A 23,932-nucleotide genomic window follows, 5' to 3' on the forward strand; every position below is an offset into this window, starting at 1 on the left:
CTCTCCTATCAATAAATTGTCTGAAATGTAAATTTTGATTGCGCTTTCTCAAGATATGGAGAAAACCGCCTGTGACTCAGGCGGCTTTCGGTTCTCATCAAATTATGCTTGGTTAGAAGAACCAAATTCACGCATTTTGCCGATAACAGTCGCTTTAATTGCGTCACGAGCTGGTCCAAGATATTTACGTGGATCATACTCTTCTGTTTTTGCAGCAAGTGTTTCGCGTACTGCTTTCGCAGAAGCAATTTGGTTTTCAGTGTTTACATTGATTTTAGCTGTACCAAGTGAAATTGAGCGCTTGATGTCAGCAGTTGGGATACCTGTTCCGCCATGAAGAACAAGTGGAAGACCTGTCATTTTACCAATTTCTTCCATTTCAGTGAAACCAAGGTTTGGTTCACCTTTGTATGGACCATGTACTGAACCTAATGCAGGTGCAAGGCAGTCAATACCAGTGCGTTCTACAAGCTCTTGGCACTCCTTTGGATCAGCATAAATAACGCCCTCAGCGATGACGTCGTCTTCTTGTCCGCCAACAGTTCCAAGCTCAGCTTCTACAGATACACCGTGGAAATGAGCAAGCTCAACTACTTTCGCAGTTGTTGCTACGTTCTCATCGAATGGATGGTGAGAAGCGTCGATCATGACAGAAGTAAATCCTGCATGGATTGCTTTTGCACAAGATTCAAAGCTTGAACCGTGATCTAAATGAATCGCAACAGGAACTGTTACATTATATTCTTCGATTAACGCTTTAACCATTGCGACAACTGTTTTGAAGCCGCCCATGTAGCGTCCTGCTCCTTCAGATACTCCTAAGATAACTGGAGATTTCTCTTCTTCAGCAGCTTGTAAAATCGCTTGCGTGAATTCTAAATTATTTAAGTTAAACTGTCCAACAGCGTAACCTTTTTCCTTTGCGTCTTTCAACATTTCTGTCATTGAAACTAAAGGCATGATGAAAAATCCTCCCTATGTAGCTAATTTGCTTACTAAAAAAAGCTCTCCACCCTAGCATGACCAGAATTTCTCGCCATATGTAAACTTTCAAAGTCAGATCGCTTTCTTCTTCTTATCTAGGATACCAATTATTCGACAAATCGGCAACAGAATGACTCGATTCAATCATTTCCAACTACCCATTTGTTTCGAGCGGCAAGTATTCTTTGACAGCATCTCGGATCTCATCAATATCAAAAGGTTTCGCAAAATGCGTCAAAGCACCGAGTTCTTTGGATTCTTGGATCATGTCTAATTCCCCATAGGCTGTCATAATGATGACACGGATGTCTTCATCAATTAATTTCATGCGTTTTAAAATTTCAATTCCATCCATTCCGGGAATCTTCATATCAAGCAGCACAAGATTTGGTCTATGATTTTTCACAATATCTAACGCCTGAAGTCCATTGGCTGCTTGGAAGGTTTGATAGCCTTCTTTATGAAACACTTCATTCAATAATATTCTAATACCATATTGATCATCGACAATTAAAATTTTCTCATTCATCTGTTACACCCCATTGCTTTCATTTTTCGCCATAAAAAGAGCTGTTGTTAAATAATTCTGTTTGATTTTCACATTTCCTTTATTTATAATAGTTTACTTTACGACATTTTCTGAGCATTTTTCCTAATATTCTCTTTATATTCTATTATAAAATGATCTGACCGAAGGAGGAAATCAGTCTTGTTAAAAATTTTCACGACCCAGTTATCAGGTATTTTTTCACGTATTGGAGAAAAGCAGGCTGAAGCGATCGAGGATGGTGCACGCCTTCTTGCACAAGCCATTGTCAGTGGACATGCTGTTTATTTTCACGGGAAGAATGAACTGGCTGCTGTAGCCCTAGAGGCAACTGAAAGCAAGGAGCCATTTCCAGGTGCGAAAGTGCTGCCGCTTGATCAAATGGAGCGCAGCTTGCTTCATCCAAGCGATAGAGTGCTGCTATTTTATTCAGACCCAGAAGACGAGGAGATTCAATCTCTTGTAAAAGAACTGCACGCGCAAGGGACGCCCGTTGTTGGTGTCGGGCCGGCACAAAAGGAGCCGTCCATGATTGAAGAGCTTTGTGATGTCCATATTGATTTTCAGCTCAAGAAACCGCTTGTGCCCGCTGATGACGGAACAAGGTTCGGTTATCCTGCTTTAATGACATGCTTATACGTCTACCACGCTCTATCGTTTACTGTGAAAGAAATCGTTGAGGAATATGAATAAAAAAACTGCCGAGAAGATGATATTCTCGGCAGTTTTTTTGTTTTATTTTGATTCAGATGCTTGCAGTGAAGCACCAACGAAATCTCTAAATAATGGCTGAGGTCTTGTCGGTCTTGAGACGAATTCCGGGTGGAACTGAGAAGCAAGGAACCAAGGATGGTCCTTCAGCTCGATAATTTCAACAAGACGTCCGTCTGGGCTTGTACCAGAGAAGACAAATCCTGCAGCTTCCATTTGCTGTCTGAATTCATTATTAAACTCATAACGATGGCGGTGGCGTTCGTAGACCACTTCATCGTTGTATGCAGCAAATGCTTTGGAGTCTTCATTTAATTTACATGGATACAGACCAAGACGAAGTGTTCCGCCTAAATCATCTACATCCTTCTGTTCTGGAAGAAGGTCAATAATTGGGAATGCTGTTTCAGGATCAATTTCCGCTGAATGAGCTCCTTCAAGGCCTAGTACGTTTCGTGCATATTCGATTGACGCAACTTGCATTCCTAAGCAAATTCCGAAGAATGGCACTTTGTTTTCACGGGCATATTGTGTAGCAATAATTTTCCCTTCCACTCCGCGGTCTCCGAAGCCTCCAGGAACGATGATGCCATCGACATCTTGTGCGAAATCAGCCATATTTTCTGCTGTCACTTCTTCTGCATTGATCCATTTGATTTGAACGTCTGCATCAAATGCATAACCAGCATGGCGAAGTGATTCAACGACAGAAATGTATGCATCTTGCAATTCAACATATTTTCCTACTAGACCAATTGTGACTTGTTTTGAGAGGTTTTGCACTTTATCGACTAGCGCTGTCCACTCCGTCATGTCTGCATCTTGGCAATCAAGTTTCATATGTTCACATACAAGCTTGTCTAGTCCTTGTTTTTGTAAATCAAGCGGAATAGAGTACAGCGTGTCTGCATCCTGACATTCGATAACAGCTTTTGTATCAATATCACAGAATAACGCAATTTTGTCCTTCATGTCCTGGGTCATTGGCATTTCAGTTCTGACCACAATAACGTTTGGCTGAATACCAAGGCTGCGAAGTTCTTTTACACTATGCTGTGTCGGTTTTGTTTTCAGTTCACCTGCTGCCCGAATGTAAGGAACAAGGGTACAATGAATGTACATGACGTTTTCACGGCCAATGTCACTCTTCATTTGACGAATCGCTTCTAGGAATGGAAGGGATTCGATGTCTCCTACTGTTCCGCCGATTTCTGTGATGACCACATCTGCACCTGTTTCTTTTCCGGCACGGTACACGCGATCTTTAATTTCATTTGTAATATGGGGAATAACCTGTACAGTTCCGCCTAAATAGTCACCGCGGCGCTCTTTCTTCAGAACAGTAGAGTAGATTTTACCTGTTGTGACGTTGCTGTACTTATTTAAGTTAATATCAATGAAGCGCTCATAGTGACCTAAATCAAGGTCTGTTTCAGCACCGTCATCTGTGACGAAAACCTCACCGTGCTGATATGGACTCATCGTCCCTGGGTCTACGTTGATATATGGATCGAATTTTTGAATGGTGACATCCATCCCTCTATTTTTCAGAAGGCGGCCTAACGAGGCAGCCGTGATCCCTTTTCCAAGTGAGGAAACAACTCCTCCTGTTACAAAAATATACTTTGTCATTTCGTATGCTCCTCTCTTTTTTACCCTTGCATGACTAGACATGCACAGCTTCATCCTTTTTAGAGTGTATCCCTAAATCTCTTGAAAAATAAGAAAGCTCCCTTTCAAATAAATGAAAGGGAGCGTAAATGAACGTATCTTTACGTACTCTTTTTAGAGAGCCCAAAATACATACTACATAGTTCGCTCTCGAAAGTCAAGACGGTTTTGTCCTGTTTTGAGGACCGGTTTATGAGGGTTATTTCTCTTCCTCTTTATCGTCTAAATCGTCTTCGTCAATTTCTGTTAAGCCGTCATCATCTTCGTCATCATCTTCGTCGAATTCTTCTATATCTTCCTCAATTTCCTCATCATCGTCTAGGTCGAGATCATCGTCGTCTTCAACAAGATCAAGGTCTTCTTCAAGCTCTTCGATTTCCTCTTCCTCTTCAATTTCATCGAAGTCTTCTTCAACGACAGCTGCTTTTGTTTTTTTCTTTTTCGCTTTTGTTTTCACAGCTGGCTGAACTTCTTCTTCGATTTGATCAACTGGATACCAGCTGCGAAGTCCCCATCTCTGATCACCTAACGAAATAAAGCGGCCATCTATATTTAAGTCTGTATAAAATTGAGCAAGGCGATCATCAAGATCAGATTTTTGTATTCCTTGTAAACGGACCATTTCATCTATTAACTCGGAAAACGTAATCGGTGTTTTGCTGTCTCTGAAAATTTCATAAGCAAGTTCAACTAAAGACATGTGCTTGAGCTGCTCCTGTGAGTATTCTTTCAAACTCAAGGTCAGACACTCCCTTTCTATTACATGTATGTATCCATTTATCAGTGAAATAATAAGTGTTTATCCCTTATTTTTACGACAAACCATACCTCTCATTATAAACAAATTAGGGGAGTTTATGCCACCTTTAATCATGTTAATTTTTGATTTTTTCTCAAGGGGAGCAACTAATGGTTCATCATTTAGGTGAAATGGGTCTAGCTTTTGTGTCCGGCCTGCATTTTGTAAACCGTTTTATTCATTCCAAACGAAAAAATGGGAACAATCAGAGGCAGCAATGGTGAATGAATAAATTTTGGCTATCATTCGAACGAAGTGATTGTCCATTTTTTATAAAGCGTATAAAAAGGTACACGCCAACGGGTTCAGTTGACGTGTACCTTTAATGAAAAAAATTGTATAACACCTTTTTTCTCAAGTAACCTTGAATTCAGTTTTTATGCGAATACCGTTACTTCTTTTCGCAAGAGTTCATGCTCTATTTATTATTCATTACAGTACAGCGACTATTTCTTTTCCTAAGGAAATGAAAGCATCTATAATAAATGGTGCCGCAAAGAGAATCGAAGCTTTCCAGTTCGCTTTTTTGTATTGAAAAAAGAACAAGATCAACACTGCTCCTATGAGTGCCGTGAAGAGGTACAGCCATAAGCTTTGTATTTGCAAGATCCCCATACATATTACATTAATAAACATAATGATAATCTTAGGAATTAGAGCATAAAACAAATGACCCTTAACCTCTGGAGCAAAGATGATTAATAGGAATTTTGCGATGAGATACTGAACTAATAGGCTGATGGTGGTTAGAATTGTTGTAATGACAACAATTAGATTCAGCATCGTTTCATAGGACATATCCTCTAACATAGCTCTTAAATCATCTAGTTGCGAAATGTAGCCATTCAGCTCAATAGCAAAAGTAACGAAATAATAATTGGCCATAATAAAAATGACCAATGATATCAATGATGTTATTCTTGGACGTTGTTCCATAATAACCTCCCATCCCCTATACTCATAATGCTTGAATGATCGTTTAAGCGTTTATTCACCATGCTATGGGAAACATATATGATGGTTGAAATTTTTTTAATAGAGAGATTCACTAGCCTCTCAGATAGCATCTCTATACTCTCTGAATCTAGAGATGACATGGTTTCATCAATTAGAATGGTTTCCCAATCTTTTACGAATAATAAAGATAATCCTACCTTCGCTTTCATACCCGTAGATGCTCTGCTATACGAACCATCTAGGTTACCATCAAAAAAATCATTCACTTTCCCCATTTGTTCTTCAGTCGGCACAATTTTAAACGTATTCCACAGAATCTCTAGGTTTTCTCTAATTGTAAATGGGTGAATGCCAATAGGATCCACATTTAAATAAAGAGTCGATTCTTTGTTTGCCTCAATATTTCCAGAGTATCTCTTATCTAAACCAGCTATCATTTTAAGGAGAGTGCTTTTACCTGCACCATTTCTCCCCACTAAATGAAAGAGACCTGTTGGAATTGAAAAATTCAATTTATCTAGTATGATATTGTTTTTGAACTTCTTCGTACATTCTACAAATTCTAATCCCACTTGAATCCCCTTCTCTGTCGTATAGAGTCTTCAATAAAACCATCTATGATTGATCATGATAGAAAATAATAAAGAATCATACCCTTCAATAAAAGCAGCTATTATTAGGATGACTAACGATAGTAGATAATAAGGAATCATTTTTTTCATGACACCTAAAGCAGCTTTAATTGATTTCGTATAAATTAGTGTGAAAAGCACATACTGGCTGATTCCTTGATAAAACAACATATTTGGAAATTCTAATAGCCCATGAGGAATTAGTTTACCTAAAGCTTCTTGTGCTCCTAGCGTTCTAAAACCCATCGTAATGACGAAGGACGAACCTCCAAAATCCATTATTTGAAATAACGGCGACAACAAGAAACCCAGTAAATACATTGCAAAGTTCGTTAAGTTATGTGTCAGGACTACAGACATAAATTCCTGGCCCGAAGTTGGTGGTGCGGCTTCAAATAAATCTTTGTTGACTATATTCCCTAGATAAATCCCTGTACCTATCAGCAATATACAGTAGATAGAGTAGTAACACAGAAAATACTTCAATCTTTTATGTATCATTTTCCTCCTCTTTTCATGAAGTAATCGTGAAAATAGTAATGCATATGAGTAATAAAATAGGCAAGGACAGCTTCAATAACTTATGTTCATAATCGTTGATTAATAGTTCTGTTTTTCTGAAATATACGACCCCAATAAAGATGATTAAAGGCAACGATAACGTATTTTTAAGAATAATTGAGATATCGGACGTGTTGATCATTACTCCGACTATTCCACACACACTGACAAAAATCAGTACAAGACATAGTAAATATATCGTACTGGATTTAAATCTCTCGTACGGACTCACAATCAAAGAGGATTGCAACGTCTCGATTCTTGCCCTATCAAGCACAATCTCTTCCTTTTTCGACCCTATTAAGATTTCTAAGATCGTAATAAAGTTTATATAGACTAAAATGAGCGCAGGCAGATTTTCTATTTTCGTTAAAAAGGATTGGGCGAAATAAGTAAGCATTGATACTAAGGCACCTATTAAAATGATCAATATTTTATTACTAGTGATATATGACAAAAATAAATACAGAATATTTCCAGACCTATATTGCTTATTCGCACTTTTTAGGAAGGAAAGTCCAGTTGTCAAAGGTATTCTATGAGAATTACTTATGTAAATGTAAATAAGAAGAGACTGTACTATTTGCAGTATCATCACTGCTTCAAAAACGGACGTTATGATATACCAAAATTGCAACAAAAGGAGTATTCTGTTGATGATATTGAATAGACCTGACAATAATTGAGATGCAAAAGAAAGCATCACGACAATAAGTGCTAGTATCATAATGAAATATTGATTTTCTACTAACAAAAAGGTTAAAGCGATGAAACAAGCCAAAAGTAATTGAACTGAATATCCTTTTTTAATCGTAAAGAATAAATGTTTCAACAACAATTGTTTAGAGACAAAGACCACGCCTGGCTGCTGTCTTCTATACGGTAATACACAACGATTAATATTAGCTGTAGCTACAATGTATATTGAAATAAAAACAAAGCTGTTTAGGTAAGTGCCGGGAATCTCACCCCGATAGAAAATCAACGCTACCATCACAATGAAAGAAAAAAGAATCATCCCAATATAATTGAGGTACCCCATTATACTTTGATCATATATTTTAAATAGTTTATTTGTTTTATGCATAAGTCATTTTAAAAAGCAGCAGCCTTGGCTTTTCCTTGTTTTTTAAGTACAAACAAAATAGCAGCGGGAGCCCCAGTACTAACACCTAGATTGGCTACTATCAAAGAACCATTTCTAACAACTAAAGATGCCATTGTAACTGCAAATAACAATAGTGAGAATGAGCCAAGATTTTTTGCTTTTATCATAAAATTTCCTCCTAATTAATGTTTTATTACAAGCCGGATGGGCATAAAACGTTAAATTAGTTTTTAAGTCACTATCTATTAAACGTTGTTTCATCTGATACAATACACTTTTGGAAAAAAAATCATCTCAATAAAGATTGAGATGATTTTTTTTTAGATTAAAAAGCAGCAGCTTTTGCTTTTCCTTCTTTTTTAAGAATAGCCAAGATAGCAGCAGCTACACCTGAACTAATTGTGCCTACGCCAGTGAAAACACCAACGATTGTAATGACAGTCGCTACTGAGGACCAAGTATCTAAGAAATTCACTACTGTTGCCGCAGTTGCAGTACTAACACCCAGATTTGCTGCAATCAAAGAACCATTACCAATCACTAAAGCTACTAATGTTACCGCAAGAAGTGACAGCGATAATAAAGCATAAAACTTAGAATCTGTTGCTTTCGTCATAATATGACCTCCTTCGATTATTTACTACTTCTTTAGTCTAGCAAGAAGGAAATGACATTTCAATATTTTTTTGGAAAATTTGTAATATTTATTTAATTAACGGTATTTGTAATCAGTTTTTATCAGGATTTACGTTCATTTTCCATTTTTACCGGGCACTTATGTAATAGCATAAAATGCTCTGATTCATTCAAATCTAGTCAGAATTTCTGATAAACTCTATCAAAAAATCAATTCGTTTCAAATCTTCAATGCCTTCTTTTTAGAGACAGGTAAACTTTTATGATGAATTTTTTTAAGAGATGCTCGTTTCCTGTAGTACTTTGATTATTACTGAGATATTCTTCAACAATCGGAGCTCACCTTCGTTAAAGACAGAGACCAAGTTCAAAAAATCACTGAAAGATCATGTTATAGATGTGGAAAAAGAGTTGATTTTATTTTGAATTCAAGAGAAATGATGAATAGAATGGGAAGTAAGTTATACACATTGACCCTAAGGAGAGAAGAACCGTATCCTGTATTAGGGAGCGATTCATTTTTGGAAATATATCAGTATCTTTATACATTTCAGTTCCTATCATAGCTTTTGAAAAATTGTAACATTTAGAAAATGTGATAAACATACTATTCTCTAAAACACAACATAAGTCCCTACAAATCGGAGTCGAAAAAGAAGAAAATGGATTAAATTACCTAGTTAAATTGAATCAATTTCCTCAATTCCAAAAAAATCGAGACACTCATATTGAGTTGTCTCGACTTCGATTTGATATCAAAATAGATACCCATTATTCAAATCTTTGAACGTATGATGAAAAATAATGGCTGCTTTTTGCATGAATCGTCTGTATAGTCATTTCTGTATTTTCTTTAGATCCAGATATTCGGGCAAAAAAAGCATTGCTCCTTTATGTAGGCAGAATCATAACCATCACGTTAGAAATGAGGCTGAACCCTGACATTTCTGCAAAGTCTAAACACATTAGTGAATGAGATGAACTTGCTATCTAGTTCTCAAGCATTGAAATATGCTTTCATAACGATACACTTTTATCGTTTATTTTAAGGCTAGAGATTCTGAAGTAATGAGATGACTACTGCTATGGTCAATATGATGCCTGCAAGCATTAAAACAATTAATTTTCTACGGCTATTTTCTTTTTCATTGTGATCTTTCTTTGAAGACTTCGAAAGTTCTGCGGAAACCATGATCCATATCACCAAAGTCACAATTGCTATAATGGTAGTAGTTGTGGTCATAATAACCTCCCATATTTTTATTTTCTTAATTTTAACATAATGCTAATATAATATGGATCGATACTGGAAATCATCTTAAATTCAGGAAAACCTGACTATTACCTTGTATGTGGGTTATAGCTATATCGTTCTTGAGGTCTAATTCTTTAGTAGGTATATTGCCAATTCACATGTACCAATACTCACTACTTCACCAGTTACAAATCACTCATACGTTAAAGCTGTTTCCTGTTGCCGACACTATCCTTTTACAATCCTAAAATAAAAAAACTTTGGATGATGCTAGTGATTAATGCTTCATGAACCAAACCAAAACAGACCACCTCACATCAGGTGGTCTTTGCTTTGTTTCTACATATCTAGCAGTTTGCGCGAGATGACTAGGCGCTGGATTTCCTGTGTGCCTTCATAAATTTGGGTGATTTTTGCATCACGCATGTATCGTTCGACTGGGTAATCCTTTGTATAGCCGTAGCCGCCGAAGATTTGGACGGCTTCTGTTGTTACCTTCATGGCTGTATCTCCAGCAAAGAGCTTGGACATAGCTGATTCCTTTCCATACGGGAGCCCTTTCGTTTCGAGCCATGCTGCCTGATAAGTGAGCAGCCTAGATGCTTCAATTGCGGTTGCCATATCTGCGAGCTTAAAAGCAATTCCTTGATGCTGAATGATTGGTTTGCCGAATTGCTTTCGCTCCTTCGCATAATCGACTGCCGCATCAAGAGCGCCTTGTGCAATCCCAACAGCCTGTGCAGCAATACCGTTTCTTCCGCCATCAAGGGTCATCATAGCTATTTTAAAGCCTTCTCCTTCTTGTCCGAGCCGGTTTCTTTCATGAATCCGGCAATCTTCAAATCGAATTTCAGTCGTTGGCGATGAGCGAATGCCCAGTTTGCTTTCCTTTTTGCCGACCGAGAAACCCGGTGTCTCTTTTTCTACAATAAAGGCGGTCGTATTTCGAGATGTAGCTTCTTGGTCTGTCACAGCAAACACAATATAATAATCCGCAATGCCTCCATTTGTAATAAAGATTTTCGCACCGTTCAGGACGTATTCACTGCCTGCTTTTACTGCCGTTGTCTTCATTCCGCCGGCATCTGAACCCGAACCGCTCTCAGTGAGTGCATATGCCCCTACCTTCTGTCCTTCTGCAAGCGGCTTTAAATAGGTCTCTTTTTGTTCATCTGTTCCGAAAGTATAGATAGGCCACGAGGCGAGAGAGGTGTGGGCGGAGAGGGTGACGCCTGTAGAGGCGCACACTCTTGAAAGCTCCTCCACTGCGATGACGTAGGCTAAATAATCACTTCCGATCCCGCCTACCTCTTCCGGCCAAGGAATGCCCGTTAAACCGAGCTCCGCCATTTGGCGAAAAATAGCTGGATCATACGTTTCTGTCTCGTCCCGCTCTGCTGCTGTTGGCTCTACTTCATTTTTCGCAAAATCCCTCACCATTTTTTGAATCATTTCATGTTCATCACTTAATTGAAACTGCATCATGAGCCACCTCGTTTCATATTAGCTGTTTACAAATGACCAGCCTTTGAATTTCACTTGTTCCTTCATAGATCTCACAAACTTTCGCATCACGAAAGTAACGTTCTGCTTGATAGCGATTCGTATAACCGTCCATGCCGAGTAAATGGATCGCTTCTGTACTGATCTCAACCGCCGTTTTTGACGCAAATAGCTTTGCCATGGATGCTTCCTTTGTCACCGGACGATTCGCCTCTTTATAAAAAGCCGCTTGATAGACTAATAGTTTGGCAGCTTCAAGCTTCGCTGCCAAATCACCCAGCCGAATGGTCGTTTCTAGACCTGCCGGGTGCTGCTTTAAATACGTCACCGCTTCGGTTAATGCAGCTTCAGCTATACCGAGGCTTTGAGCCGCGATACCGATTCTCCCCGCATTTAAACTAGACATGGCTATGTGAAAGCCCTCTCCTTCTGCACCGAGCAGCTGCTGTTTTTGAATCCGCACATCATCAAAATGAAGCGTGACAGTTTTTGACCCATGGAGCCCCATCTTTTTCTCATCTTTTCCGATCGTAAATCCTGGTGTACCTTTCTCGACAATGAATGCCGATATATTTTTTTTCGCAGAAGCAGGATCTGTCACGGCAAAGACAAGATACAGTTCTGATTCCCCGCCGCTTGTGATAAACATTTTTGTACCATTTAACACATAATGGTCGCCCGCCCGCTCTGCTCTTAACTGAATATTGGAGGCATCTGAGCCTGCCTTCGGTTCAGTCAGGCAAAATGCTCCCAGTTTCTGCCCGGATGCAAGCAGCGGAACATAGGATTCTTTTTGCTCATTCGTTCCAAAAGCCAAAATAGGCATCGTCACAACAGATGTATGAACGGACACAATGACACCGATGGTCGCACTCACTTTGGATAATTCATGAATGGCGATGATATACGTTGTAAAATCTGCTCCTAAGCCTTGATACGAAGCTGGTATTGGAATCCCCAGAAAGCCTTGTCGTCCCATTTCTGCTAAAAGTGTTCTTGGGAACTGACCTTGTTCCATGGCTTCCACTTCAGGGAATACACGCTGTCTTGCAAATTCTGCTGCCTGTTCTCTCCAGAGTCGCTGTTGATCCGTAAGCAAAACATCCATTTTGACTCCCCCTATGAGTGGTCGTGGTATGTGTAAAAACCTCTCTTTGTCTTTTTGCCCAGCCAGCCTGCATTCACGTATTTTTTCAAAAGAGGACAAGGTCGGTATTTGCTATCCCCAAGTCCCTCATGAAGGGTATTCATAATAAATAAACATGTATCTAGTCCGATGAAATCAGCGAGACGAAGCGGCCCCATTGGGTGATTCATTCCAAGCGTCATGACACCGTCAATACTTTCTGCATCTGCCACGCCTTCATAAAGGGTGTAAATAGCTTCATTGATCATTGGCATCAATATGCGGTTTGATACAAACCCTGGGAAGTCTTCCACTTCAATTGGGGTTTTGTTTAAATTCTTTGCTGTTTCACAAACGAGTTGATACGTGTCGTCACTCGTTTGCAACGCTCGAATGACCTCAACGAGTTTCATGACAGGCACCGGATTCATAAAATGCATGCCAATCACTTGCTCCGGTCTCCCCGTAACAGCTGCTAATTCTGTGATCGACAAGGAGGATGTGTTTGTTGCAAATATCGTTTTCGCCTCTGCAAATTGATCGAGTGTTTCAAAGATTTGCTTTTTCACACTCATTTGTTCAGATACAGCTTCAATCACTAAATGAGCCTGCTGCACGTCTTTTAAATCTGTAGATACGGCAAGCCGCTGCGTAATATCTCGGACTGCCTGATGGGCTAGCTTTCCTTTTTCTGCTCGTTTCGTCAGTTGTTTGGTCATGGAGGAAATGGCTCGATGAATCTGCTTTTCAGATGCATCATGCAGCAGAACTGTATAGCCAGACTGAGCAAAAACTTGGGCAATGCCTGATCCCATTTGACCAGCTCCAACGACCATGACGGTTTCTTCTGTACTCATGACGATGAACGCCTCCCTTTTAATCTACCTTTATCATGATGGCATCTCCTTGACCGCCTCCACTGCAAATCGTCGCAATGCCAATACCGCCGCCTCTTTGTTTTAATGCATGAATCAAGGTCAATATGATACGTGTTCCGCTTGCCCCAATGGGATGACCAAGCGCAACTGCACCACCGTTGATATTCATTTTCCGCCGGTCAAGCCCGATTATTTTTTCACATGCCAGCGCCACAGCTGAGAAGGCCTCATTGATTTCAAATAGATCGATATCCTCTAGGCGCTTGCCTGTTTTCTGTAAAATTTTCTCGATAGCAAAGGCTGGTGTTTTCGGAAAATCCTTTGCCTCTACAGCTACCTGCGTATGACCAAGCACGATTGCCAATGGCTTGACGTCATGCTGCTTTGCATATGTGTCTTTCATTAAAAGAAGCGCACTTGCTCCATCATTGACACCTGGTGCATTTCCAGCGGTAATGGTACCCGTTTGATCAAAAACAGGCATGAGCTTTGACAGCCGTTCATATGACGTATCACGACGCGGGGATTCATCTTCTGTCATCAGCCGCTCTCCCGTTTTCGTCTTGACGGTGACGGGAGTGATTTCATGCTGAAAAAAGCCGTTTTTCTGCGCTTCGATCGCTCGTTCATGACTTCTTAATGCCCAAAGGTCTTGCTCTTCCCGCGTGATACCGAGCTCCTTCGCAGCCATGCTCCCATACTCACCCATATGAACGCCTGTAAACGAACAGGTTAATCCATCTAAAATCATCGCATCTTGTACCGCACCATCTCCCATTTTGTAGCCCCATCGCGCTTTTTTTAGCAAATAAGGGGCGTGTGACATGGATTCCATACCGCCCGCTACGATGACCTCCGCATCTCCAGCTCGGATGATTTGATCTGCTGTGCTCACACTGCGCATTCCTGATGCACAGACTTTATTGATAGTTTGCGTCGGAACGGACCACGGAAGATCAGCATGTCTTGCTGCTTGCCTTGAAGGAATCTGACCTTGTCCTCCCTGCAAAACACTTCCCATGATGACCTCATCCACATGATGTGAATCCGGCACTCTTTCCAGCGCAGCCTTGATTGCCACTCCGCCTAGTTCTGCGGCAGTCAACCCACTGAAAGCACCGCCTAGTTTTCCAAATGGTGTTCTTGCTCCAGATACAATGACTGTCTTACTCATGTATGTCCCCTCCCTTTTGTTACCGCTTACATATTATCTAAACAGCAGATGTACAGCGCCATGTATAAGCCGATGAACATTCTATTCATCGGCCTGTTTTGCTTACGAAACCTGCTTTCCAGCTTCGCCAAACACTGATTTTTCAAGAAGCTCTGCGACATCAAATGTACCTACCTGCTCTTCTACTTCTTTCGCTTTCGTCCCATCTCCCAGCATCGTTAAGCAATAAGGACACCCTGAGCTAATGATGGACGGCTGCACTTGTAACGCCTGCTCCGTTCGGGCAGTATTAATCCGGGTACCCGTCTCTTCTTCCATCCACATTAAGCCCCCGCCTGCACCGCAGCACATACCCGTTTCACGATGCCGTTCCATTTCTCTCAGCGTCACACCAGGGATGGCTTTTAAAATGTCTCTCGGCGGATCATACACTTCGTTATATCTGCCTAGGTAGCAAGAGTCGTGGAAGGTAATCACCTCGTTCACTTCATGTACAGGCGTTATTTTTCCTTCTTTCACTAGCTCTGCCAGTAATTCTGTATGATGGTACACTTCTGCCTCAAGCCCGAAGTCTGGATACTCATTTTTAAATAAATTGTAGGCGTGCGGATCAATCGTAACGATCTTTGTGACACCGTTTTTCTGGAATTCTTCAATGTTTTTTGCAGCAAGCTCTTGGAATAAAAATTCGTTTCCAAGCCTTCTTGGTGTATCGCCAGAGTTTTTCTCCTTATTTCCTAGAATGGCAAAGGAGACTCCTGCTTCGTTGAGAAGCTTTGCAAAGGCAAGCGCAATCTTTTGGCTTCGATTGTCATATGCCCCCATTGAACCAACCCAGAATAAATAATCGAAGGTTTGATCTGCTTTTTTCAGCTCTTTTACTGTCGGCACGTGCACATCTTCTCTCAGTTCACGCCAATTTTCTCTTTCTTTCCGGTTCAATCCCCACGGGTTCCCTTGGCGCTCTATACTTGTCATGGCACGCTGTGCATCTGCATCCATTTTCCCTTCGGTCAGCACAAGATATCTGCGCATGTCAATAATCTTGTCGACGTGTTCATTCATGACAGGGCATTGGTCTTCACAGTTTCGGCACGTCGTACATGCCCAAATTTCTTCCTCTGTAATGACTTCACCAATAAGAGAAGGATGATACATCGAGCTGGCAGCCGATTCCTCTGCACCTGCTCCTCTCGCCTGTAGCGCCAGCTGATTTCCTGTTGTCTGCCTGAAGGCAAGCTGCGGAACCCAAGGCGTCTTCGATGTAATGGCGGCCCCTTTATTGGTTAAATGATCTCTTAGCCTTAAAATCAAATCCATAGGAGACAGCATTTTCCCTGTACCTGTTGCTGGGCACATATTTGTGCAGCGCCCGCATTCCACACAGGCGTAAAGGTCGATCAGCTGTGACTGACGGAAGTCTTCAATTTTTCCCACACCAAAGGTCTCTTGTGTCTCATCTTCAAAATCAATTTTTTGCAGCTTGCCTGGCGGGTCTAATCTGCTGGCAAATACGTTCACCGGCCCTGCAATGAGGTGAGCATGCTTTGACTGCGGGACATACACTAAGAATGTCAGCAAAATCAGGAGATGCACCCACCATGCGACATAAAAAACGACCGTTGCCGCAAGAGGTGAAATACTGCCCAGCAAGAAAGCAACACTGGATGCGATTGGCTCAGTTGGTGATAAAGAGTGTCCATGCCAGATGATATTCATCCCGTTCCCAAGTAAAACGGTCAGCATCAAGCCGCCAATAAATAAAAGCACTAGACCGGATTTAAAGCCACGCTTTAAACGGACAAGCTTCTCCACATACCTTCTATGGAACGCCCAAACAACAGCTACTAAAATGAGAAGTGTGACTACCTCCTGGAAAAAGGTAAAGACACCGTAAAGCGGACCTAAAGGGAGTCCGCTATCTGGAACGAGTCCCTTCATAATAAAATCAAGGGCTCCGAACTGTACAAGGATAAATCCGTAGAAAAACAGCACATGAATGATGCCGCTCTTCTTGTCCTTTAACAGCTTCTTTTGCCCAAATACATTGACCCAAACACGCTCTAAGCGTTTTTTCATGTCTTGTTGGAACTCTTCTTTTTTGCCAAGACGAATGTACGCTGCTCGTGTTCGAATGAGATAAATAAACAAATACACAGCGTAAGCGGTCACCGCCGCAAATGCGATCATGTTCATGATTAAAAGGCTATTCATCTTGCTCCCCCTTTCATTCCCCAAAACCCACTTTGTTCCGTTTCCATGTTGTACCTCTATCATAAATAATGAATGAGTATTCAGTCAATATTTTTTACACGTTTGGGTACACTATTGAAATATGCAAAAAAGGAGGAAGCTTTATGATCGCATTGATCATCCTACTCGTACTCGTTATCATCGTTTGTCTCATATTGTTAGACCTTTATATGGGAAAGAAATATTTTTCTACCCGCGCTTTTGAACGATCTTTTGACCAAACAAGCGGTGATGCCGTTTTTTATCATGATGGCGAACCATTTTTTGATCAGCTGCTCGCGGATATTCAGCAGGCCTCTTCTTCTATTCATATGATGTTCTTTATTGTAAAGAACGACAAGATTGGTCAAAAGGTCTTACAAGCATTGAAAACAAAAGCGGAACAAGGGGTTTCAGTCTTTTTGCTGACCGATCGACTAGGGTCCTATCCGTTTGATCAAAAGTCCATCGACATGCTAGAGAAAAGTGGCATCCAATTTTACTTTTTAAATAAGCCTCGTTTCCCTTTTTTGATTTATCGGTTAAACATGAGAAATCATCGTAAAATCACGGTGATTGATGGAAAGATTGGCTATATTGGCGGGTTTAATATTGGCGATGAATATGTTGGGAAAAAGGGTCGGTTTGGCATTTGGAAGGATTATCATTTGCGCATGACGGGGCAAGTTGTCGCAGATCTCCAGCATGTGTTTTTGAATGATTTATACCGGACATCTGGTATTCATCAGCTGCAATATGAGGTTTTTCCTGCTTTGGAACCGGGAACACTACAATGCACAACACGCGCGACTGCTGGTTTTTCTTTAGAAGCTTTGTTCCTCAAAGATATTCAGCAGGCGAGGAAACAGATCATCATCTGTACACCTTACTTTATTCCATCTGCTCCTCTTCTGAGTGCACTGCTTGATGCACGAAAGCGAGGCGTTACGGTTGAAATCATCATCCCAATGAAAGCAGATCATCCACTCGTCAAAGAGGCTGGATTTCATTATTTGAAGGACCTCATTGCCTCCGGCTGCCTTGTTTATCGTTTTTATAAAGGATTTTATCATGCGAAAGCCATTCTAATTGACCAGAGACGCTGTATGATCAGTACGGCAAATTTTGATAAACGCAGCTTGTTTTTAAACGAGGAAGTAGACGTCGCCATTGATGATACCGACTTTACTGCCCACGTAGAGGAAAGGATTCGCGAGCACATAGAAGTGTCTGAGCTTATGACAGAAGAGAAATTGGCACAGCGTCCGCTTCTGTCACGTCCGCTTGAATGGGTTGCCGCCATGTTCTCTTATTTTTTATAAAGGAGATGACCTATGCGTTATCGATTCGGTTATGTATCCAATGCCGTCACCTTGTGGGAGGCTTCTCCTGCCAAGTCGCTGACCTTTGCAAGATACAGTAAGCTCTCGAAGGAAGAGAGAGAAGAGGCTTTATTACGAACAACAAAGGCCAATCTCGTGAATACATTAAGAACGCTTTACTTTGCCATTGCTCATGATATCCCGCTTTACCGTTTTTCGAGTTCGATCGTCCCGCTTGCGACCCATCCCGAGGTACGATGGGACTTTGTGACACCTTTTCAAAAGGAGTTTCTTGAAATTGGCGAGTTGGTGAAACGGCATGGGCTTCGTGTGAGCTTTCACCCCAATCAGTTCACCTTGTTTACTAGCCCCAAGCCTTCAATCACAGAAAATGCCGTGATCGACATGGCGTACCATTATCAAATGCTTGAGGCGATGAAGCTTGAAAAGGAAGGCTATATGAACATTCATGTGGGCGGTGCGTACGGTGATAAAGATTCGGCGCTTCAACGTTTTGATGAAAATATCAAACAGCTACCAGCGCATATCAAGGCGAGGATGACGCTTGAGAATGATGACAAAACGTATACGTCGTTAGAAACGCTTGGTGTATGTGAAAAGCACGGTATTCCCTTTGTTTTTGATTACCATCATCACGTGGCCAATAAAGATGACGATGCCGCGCTTGAAGACATCCTGCCAAGAATGTTCGGCACTTGGACGAGCACTGGTATTCCGCCTAAAATTCATTTATCCTCACCGAAATCAGAAAAAGCCATACGCAGTCATGCAGATGGTGTAGATATGTCCTTTGTCTTACCGCTTTTTCATGCATTAAAACCGTATGGGCGTGATGTAGATTTTATGATTGAGGCGAAGTCAAAGGATCAGGCACTGCTCCGTCTTGTCGAAGAGCTCTCTGCGATAAGAGGCAACAAGCGAACAGGCGGAGGAACCATTGAGTGGAAATCATAGAGAAAGGTTTATCCCTATGCAAACAAGGGTAACAAAGCTATTGTGAGAAAGTTATTAACAGGAGGATATGAAGATGTCTCAGATCTATTCAATCCAAATCGCTGCGAGAGCATTGAATTTACATAAGCTTATTTCTCTTTATGAAAAATGCCACCAGGCTCAACATCGTCTATATGTGTATTCTAAAAAAACAATGTGTAACATCAAGAACATCGTAGAGCTTGAAACCTTCAGGCTCACTCATTTAGAATCTGACTACTTAATTGTCGTAGAGGGAAAAAAAGCGCAAGATCTCTTGCAGCCATTTGAAAAAGAGAAAGTTTCATAAAAAAGAGCAGCCATCAGGCCGCTCTTTTGCTATATCCACTCTTTCGTCAACCACACTTGTTTTGAAGCTGCATCCATTTTCACTTGTGCCCCGATTGGCATCGTAAGCATCGGGTGCGTATGGGCACAGTCAAAATCTGCGATGAGCGGTCTCTTTGTCTCTCCAAGCACCTCAAGTAAAATCTCGTAAGGTTCTTTGCCCGTTCCCTCATCATCAAACAGCTCATGTTTTCCCAAAAGAATCCCTGATACCCGCTCAAACACTCCATTTACTTTCAATAAAGAGAAGTTTTTTTCTACAACCGAAGCGGTTTTCATGCAATCTTCAATGAGAAGAATGTCTCCCTTTTGGATTGCCGGCATGTACTCACTGCCCCATATGCCGTACATAGCATTCAGGTTTCCGCCGATCAACCTGCCTTCTACCTGTCCTTCTATGACGCACAGCCAATCGTTCGGACGCTGCCCTTTATCACGCGTCTTTTCTTCCCAATTGATTCGTTCATCCGTCCAAAAGGGTGGTTTTTTGATCTGATAAGGAATAGATTGAGGCTGCATCAGGATGTCTTCGAACGACTGATATGTATAAGCAACGAACGGTTCAAACTCTCCAAAAGATGGGACAAGCGCCGGTCCGTAGAATACAGGCAGTCCCGTTTTTTCGTAAGCGGCTAAAAGAATCGCTGTCGCATCTGAATAACCGATCATGATCTTCGGATGTTGATTCAGCAGCTCAAAATCAAGATAAGGGAGCAAGCTATTTGAATTTGTCCCGCCAATCATTGACATGACGCACGCCAAGTCTTCCCTAGCCATTAGCTCATTCAGCTCATCTGCTCGTTCTTGAATTGTACCTGAACGGTAATGATCCTCTTTCCCTGTTAATGATCCTGGTACCACAATGAATCCTTTTTGCTCAAGCCACTTCTTCGCCCGCTCATACCTAAGAGGCGAGGTCGCTGATGCTGGACTTGAAGGTGAAAAAATACCGATCTTATCGCCCTTTTGTAATCGCCGAAGCCTCTTCATTCCATCAGATCCTTCCTACACGAGTTTTTTCTATCCTAACAAAAAAAGCCCCTTATCAAAAGGGCTTAATCTTTAATGACCAAACTGCGCTTCGTGCAGTCTGCTATATACGCCGCCCATTTGAATTAAATCTTGGTGGCGGCCTTGTTCTTCAATGCCTTCCTCTGTCACGACGATGATACGATCGGCGTGTTTAATTGTTGCAAGGCGGTGGGCTATGACGAGCGTTGTCCTGCCGACAGCCAGTTCACTCAGTGCATCCTGTATGGCTTTTTCTGTTTCTGTATCAAGTGCTGACGTGGCTTCATCTAGAATGAGAATGGACGGGTTTTTCAGGAACATCCGCGCAATCGACAGACGCTGCTTTTGACCGCCTGACAGTTTGACGCCGCGCTCACCTATGACGGTATTTAACCCTTCTGGGAAACGCTGTACGAGTTCCTCTAAATGCGCACTTCTTACAGCCTCCCAAATCTCTGCATCGCTGGCTTCTAAGTTGCCGTACGCAATGTTTTCACGAATGGTGCCTGAGAATAAAAAGACATCCTGCTGCACAATACCGATCTGCTGCCTTAAAGATGACAATGTCATAGACTTTGTGCTTATACCATCAATCGTGATCTCCCCTTCATCCACATCATAAAAGCGAGGCAGCAGACTGCAAATGGTTGATTTCCCCGCTCCTGAAGGCCCGACAAACGCAACCGTTTCTCCTTGTTTAATCTTTAAATCGATATTCTTCAGCACATGACTGTGTTCATCGTAGCCAAATGTTACGTTTCGATATTCAATTTCACCTTTTAGTCCGTGTACATCACGTGCTCCCTCTGTATCCTTCACATCCGGCTCTGTTTCTAGTAAATCGACATAGCTTTTAAAGCCCGCAATGCCTTTTGGATACATTTCAATGACCGTGTTGATTTTATCAATCGGTCTAAATAAAACATTTGTGATCAGAACAAACGCGATAAAGCCACCTGCCGTTAATTGACCTTGCAGGACAAACCATGTACCTGCGAGAAGGACAAACAGTGTCACAAGACGTGTGAGAATATAGCTGATCGATCCATTGACCGACATAATTTTATAAGAAAGAAGCTTCGCCTTGCGAAAACGGTTGTTGTTTTCCGCAAAACGCTTTTTCTCGAAATGTTCATTGGCAAAGGCTTGAACAAGACGAATGCCCCCGATATTGTTTTCAACCCTCGCATGAAAGTCTCCAATGTCATTGTTGAGCTGTGTAATCGCCTTCGTCATCTTCTTATTAAAATGAAGGGCGAGCCAAATGATGACAGGCATGATGAGGAAGGTTAAAATGGCCAGCTGCCAGTTAATCATCAGCATGACTGCAAAGGCACCGAGAATTGTCATAATCGCTATAAACAAATCTTCAGGACCGTGATGCGCCACTTCTCCAATGTACATGAGGTCGTTTGTCATCCGTGACATGAGCTTCCCCGTTTTGTTGTTGTCAAAGAATTTAAAGGATAGTCGCTGAAAGTGATCAAACAGCTTTTTCCTCATATCTGTTTCAATATTGATGCCAAGCATATGCCCCCAATACGACACAATAAATTGCATAACCGAGCTGAGGGCATAAATGACAAACAGCGCAAGTGCCGTCCAGACAATGACTGTCCAGTTCCCTGTTGGCAACAATGTATCAATGAAGTAGTTCACGATAAGCGGGAAACCCAGTTCCATCAATCCAACGGCGACAGCGCAAAAGAAATCTAAAAAGAACAGACCTCGATAGGGCCTGTAATAGGCGAAAAAGCGTTTTAACATATGTAAAAGAACCTCATTCCCTCTATAATTGATAATCATTTTCAATTATAGAGGAATCCTCTTCAAAATACTAGATTAGGAAATGATTTCTTTGACTAGAAATCCTCATAGAACGCCAGAAAACAACCGAGCAAATGATTCCTTTAATCGCTCTTTTAAGCCTCTTTTATAAAAATGAACAGGTCCCATTTGCTCACATTCTTTCATATCTTCTTCGTAATGGGCCATCAGCTGCTCAATGGGCTTTTTCGCGGCCGTAAAGACGTTGACCTCAAAATTGAGCTGAAAGCTTCTCATATCCACATTTGCGGTACCGACAGAGGCAAGTTCTCCATCTGCAATCATCACTTTTTGATGCATGAAGCCCTTTTGGTAGTGATACACCTTGATGCCCTCTTTTAGGAGCTCAGAAAAATAGGACCGTGTGGCGTATTGTGTGAGAAAGCCATCATTGATCTCCGGAACCATCACCCGGACATCCACCCCTCTTGTCGCAGCAATTTTCAATGCCGTACGAAGGGATTCATTTGGGACAAAATAAGGTGTCGCAATCCAGACAAATTGTTTCGCATTTGAGATGAGTGCATCATATAAATCACTCATACTTTCTTTCATATCGGGTCCAGTTGGTACAACCTGAATGACATCCTCTCCCGTCACAGGATGCGGAGTATGATATTTCGGATCATCAATTAATACTTCATCTGAAACATACTCCCAGTCGAGCATAAACACAGAGTGAAGGGTTTGGACAGCCTCACCCTTTAACATCGTATGCGTATCACGCCAAAAACCGATATTTTCATCACGTCCGACATATTCTTTTCCGACATTTAACCCGCCAACAAATCCTGTCTTCCCATCAATGATCACGATTTTTCGGTGATTGCGGAAATTGATTTTTTGATTAAAGAAACCATATTTTAAAGGCAGAAAAGGAGCGACCTTGACTCCTGCCTGCTTCAAGCGTTTAATATCTTTTCGGGAGAAGCGAATGCTGCCAGCCGCATCATAGATGAAGCGAACCTCTACCCCTTCTTTCACTTTTTCTATCAAAATCTCCATCATCCGGTGCCCGAGGAAATCCGATTTGAACATGTAATATTCTATATGGATGAACGATTTTGCCTTTTTTAATTCTTCAAAAATACGGGGAAACGTCTCCTCCCCATTTTTTAAAATGTCCATATCACTATTTGTGTTCACATGCATGCCTGTTGCTTTTTCTGTGTAATGAAAAAAAGTCCGCTGATTTTCGGTTAGACGCGATTCATCCGGCTTGCTCTCAAGCTCAGATATTCTGCGTAGTTTTTCACGGTTGTACATTCTTTTTGATTTGAATAAATGACCTTTCACATAGAGCTGTCCCGAGAACAAATAAAACATATAGCCAATGATCGGGAAAAAGATCAAAACATACATCCATAAGAGTGTGTGCTGTGATGTACGGTTCTCTAGCATGAGCGAGATGATACTAAATAAAATAATGGCGATATAAACTGCTGCGTACAGCTGAACACTCCACGCTGGAACCGGCCACCAATACACCACATATGCCCCGAATATCATAAAATATAAAAATAAAAATTCCAGTCTCCTCTTTTTCACATTCTTCGCCCTCATTCGTTTCTGTCTTTTCTCTTCCATACCCTTTGCACAGCTTGTATGAAACGCACGGTCCACTTCTTTCTTCTAGCTTTTACAGACTTGGACCATT

22 protein-coding genes are annotated in these 23,932 nt (G+C 41.4%); 4 read left to right on the forward strand and 18 right to left on the reverse strand.

All coding sequences use genetic code 11. The features are described from left to right. Window positions 1–102: 102 nt before the first annotated feature. Both MHH54_RS17010 and MHH54_RS17015 read right to left on the reverse strand, forming a co-directional pair. Window positions 103–960, reverse strand: a complete 858-nt coding sequence (locus tag MHH54_RS17010; protein WP_003214879.1) for a class II fructose-bisphosphate aldolase — start codon at window positions 958–960, stop codon at window positions 103–105. Window positions 961–1,138: 178 nt separating this feature from the next. Beyond that, window positions 1,139–1,513: a response regulator gene (locus MHH54_RS17015; protein WP_003214681.1), complete on the reverse strand. Its 375-nt coding sequence runs from the start codon at window positions 1,511–1,513 to the stop codon at window positions 1,139–1,141. Between the two features lie 180 nt (window positions 1,514–1,693). Between MHH54_RS17015 and MHH54_RS17020 the strand changes: the two genes are divergently transcribed. Continuing rightward, window positions 1,694–2,224 carry a DUF2529 domain-containing protein gene (locus tag MHH54_RS17020; protein WP_050944447.1) on the forward strand — a complete coding sequence of 177 codons (531 nt, stop codon included), beginning with the start codon at window positions 1,694–1,696 and terminating at the stop codon, window positions 2,222–2,224. A 42-nt stretch (window positions 2,225–2,266) separates the two neighbouring features. Here the strand turns inward: MHH54_RS17020 and pyrG are convergent, their stop codons facing one another. The 13 genes from pyrG to MHH54_RS17085 all read right to left on the reverse strand — a co-directional run bounded on the left by pyrG (window position 2,267) and on the right by MHH54_RS17085 (window position 16,756). After that, window positions 2,267–3,874 (reverse strand): CTP synthase (glutamine hydrolyzing), encoded by a 1,608-nt coding sequence (gene pyrG, locus MHH54_RS17025; RefSeq protein WP_003215143.1) that lies wholly within the window; start codon window positions 3,872–3,874, stop codon window positions 2,267–2,269. A gap of 238 nt (window positions 3,875–4,112) precedes the next feature. After that, window positions 4,113–4,652: a DNA-directed RNA polymerase subunit delta gene (gene rpoE, locus MHH54_RS17030; protein ID WP_003214586.1), complete on the reverse strand. Its 540-nt coding sequence runs from the start codon at window positions 4,650–4,652 to the stop codon at window positions 4,113–4,115. A 492-nt stretch (window positions 4,653–5,144) separates the two neighbouring features. After that, window positions 5,145–5,648: a hypothetical protein gene (locus MHH54_RS17035; RefSeq protein ID WP_003215181.1), complete on the reverse strand. Its 504-nt coding sequence runs from the start codon at window positions 5,646–5,648 to the stop codon at window positions 5,145–5,147. Then, complete coding sequence (locus MHH54_RS17040) at window positions 5,627–6,241, reverse strand: ATP-binding cassette domain-containing protein (protein ID WP_342500462.1); 615 nt, start codon at window positions 6,239–6,241, stop codon at window positions 5,627–5,629. Before MHH54_RS17040 ends, MHH54_RS17035 begins: the two co-directional genes overlap by 22 nt. A gap of 30 nt (window positions 6,242–6,271) precedes the next feature. Continuing rightward, window positions 6,272–6,802 carry a stage II sporulation protein M gene (locus tag MHH54_RS17045; protein WP_342500463.1) on the reverse strand — a complete coding sequence of 177 codons (531 nt, stop codon included), beginning with the start codon at window positions 6,800–6,802 and terminating at the stop codon, window positions 6,272–6,274. A gap of 13 nt (window positions 6,803–6,815) precedes the next feature. Beyond that, on the reverse strand, window positions 6,816–7,262 hold the full coding sequence (locus tag MHH54_RS17050) for a hypothetical protein (RefSeq protein WP_223250666.1): 447 nt from the start codon (window positions 7,260–7,262) through the stop codon (window positions 6,816–6,818). Window positions 7,263–7,957: 695 nt separating this feature from the next. Beyond that, window positions 7,958–8,137 carry a hypothetical protein gene (locus MHH54_RS17055; RefSeq protein WP_106035697.1) on the reverse strand — a complete coding sequence of 60 codons (180 nt, stop codon included), beginning with the start codon at window positions 8,135–8,137 and terminating at the stop codon, window positions 7,958–7,960. Between the two features lie 158 nt (window positions 8,138–8,295). Next, complete coding sequence (locus MHH54_RS17060; RefSeq protein WP_003214902.1) at window positions 8,296–8,586, reverse strand: uberolysin/carnocyclin family circular bacteriocin; 291 nt, start codon at window positions 8,584–8,586, stop codon at window positions 8,296–8,298. A 1,614-nt stretch (window positions 8,587–10,200) separates the two neighbouring features. Beyond that, entirely contained in the window at window positions 10,201–11,343 is a 1,143-nt protein-coding gene (locus tag MHH54_RS17065) for an acyl-CoA dehydrogenase (RefSeq protein WP_065097849.1), read from the reverse strand. A gap of 16 nt (window positions 11,344–11,359) precedes the next feature. Continuing rightward, window positions 11,360–12,472 (reverse strand): acyl-CoA dehydrogenase family protein, encoded by a 1,113-nt coding sequence (locus MHH54_RS17070; RefSeq protein WP_106029532.1) that lies wholly within the window; start codon window positions 12,470–12,472, stop codon window positions 11,360–11,362. An 11-nt stretch (window positions 12,473–12,483) separates the two neighbouring features. Beyond that, window positions 12,484–13,347, reverse strand: coding sequence for a 3-hydroxybutyryl-CoA dehydrogenase (locus MHH54_RS17075; RefSeq protein ID WP_044140176.1), 864 nt, complete (start codon window positions 13,345–13,347; stop codon window positions 12,484–12,486). A 19-nt stretch (window positions 13,348–13,366) separates the two neighbouring features. Beyond that, the gene (locus MHH54_RS17080; RefSeq protein ID WP_106035699.1) at window positions 13,367–14,542 is read right to left on the reverse strand and encodes an acetyl-CoA C-acetyltransferase; all 1,176 of its coding nucleotides are present in this window, start codon (window positions 14,540–14,542) and stop codon (window positions 13,367–13,369) included. 102 nt (window positions 14,543–14,644) lie between these two features. Beyond that, window positions 14,645–16,756 (reverse strand): heterodisulfide reductase-related iron-sulfur binding cluster, encoded by a 2,112-nt coding sequence (locus MHH54_RS17085; protein ID WP_342500464.1) that lies wholly within the window; start codon window positions 16,754–16,756, stop codon window positions 14,645–14,647. A 143-nt stretch (window positions 16,757–16,899) separates the two neighbouring features. Here MHH54_RS17085 and cls (MHH54_RS17090) point away from each other — a divergent pair, with 143 nt between their 5' ends. From cls (MHH54_RS17090) to MHH54_RS17100, 3 genes are all read left to right on the forward strand, one after another. Beyond that, entirely contained in the window at window positions 16,900–18,096 is a 1,197-nt protein-coding gene (cls, locus tag MHH54_RS17090; protein WP_342500465.1) for a cardiolipin synthase, read from the forward strand. A 12-nt stretch (window positions 18,097–18,108) separates the two neighbouring features. Further along, on the forward strand, window positions 18,109–19,071 hold the full coding sequence (uvsE, locus tag MHH54_RS17095; RefSeq protein WP_342500466.1) for a UV DNA damage repair endonuclease UvsE: 963 nt from the start codon (window positions 18,109–18,111) through the stop codon (window positions 19,069–19,071). 73 nt (window positions 19,072–19,144) lie between these two features. Next, on the forward strand, window positions 19,145–19,399 hold the full coding sequence (locus MHH54_RS17100; RefSeq protein ID WP_106032105.1) for a general stress protein: 255 nt from the start codon (window positions 19,145–19,147) through the stop codon (window positions 19,397–19,399). Between the two features lie 29 nt (window positions 19,400–19,428). Here MHH54_RS17100 and MHH54_RS17105 read toward each other — a convergent pair whose 3' ends face one another. From MHH54_RS17105 to cls (MHH54_RS17115), 3 genes are all read right to left on the reverse strand, one after another. Further along, window positions 19,429–20,427, reverse strand: a complete 999-nt coding sequence (locus tag MHH54_RS17105; protein WP_106029527.1) for a S66 peptidase family protein — start codon at window positions 20,425–20,427, stop codon at window positions 19,429–19,431. Window positions 20,428–20,499: 72 nt separating this feature from the next. After that, a complete protein-coding gene (locus MHH54_RS17110) occupies window positions 20,500–22,215 on the reverse strand; it encodes an ABC transporter ATP-binding protein (protein ID WP_106032275.1) in 1,716 nt (571 codons plus the stop codon). Between the two features lie 105 nt (window positions 22,216–22,320). Next, window positions 22,321–23,823: a cardiolipin synthase gene (cls, locus tag MHH54_RS17115; protein ID WP_268492379.1), complete on the reverse strand. Its 1,503-nt coding sequence runs from the start codon at window positions 23,821–23,823 to the stop codon at window positions 22,321–22,323. Window positions 23,824–23,932 lie beyond the last annotated feature (109 nt).

Origin of the sequence: Bacillus sp. FSL K6-4563 (genome assembly GCF_038630405.1) — a bacterium.
GTDB classification, from domain to species: domain Bacteria; phylum Bacillota; class Bacilli; order Bacillales; family Bacillaceae; genus Bacillus; species Bacillus pumilus.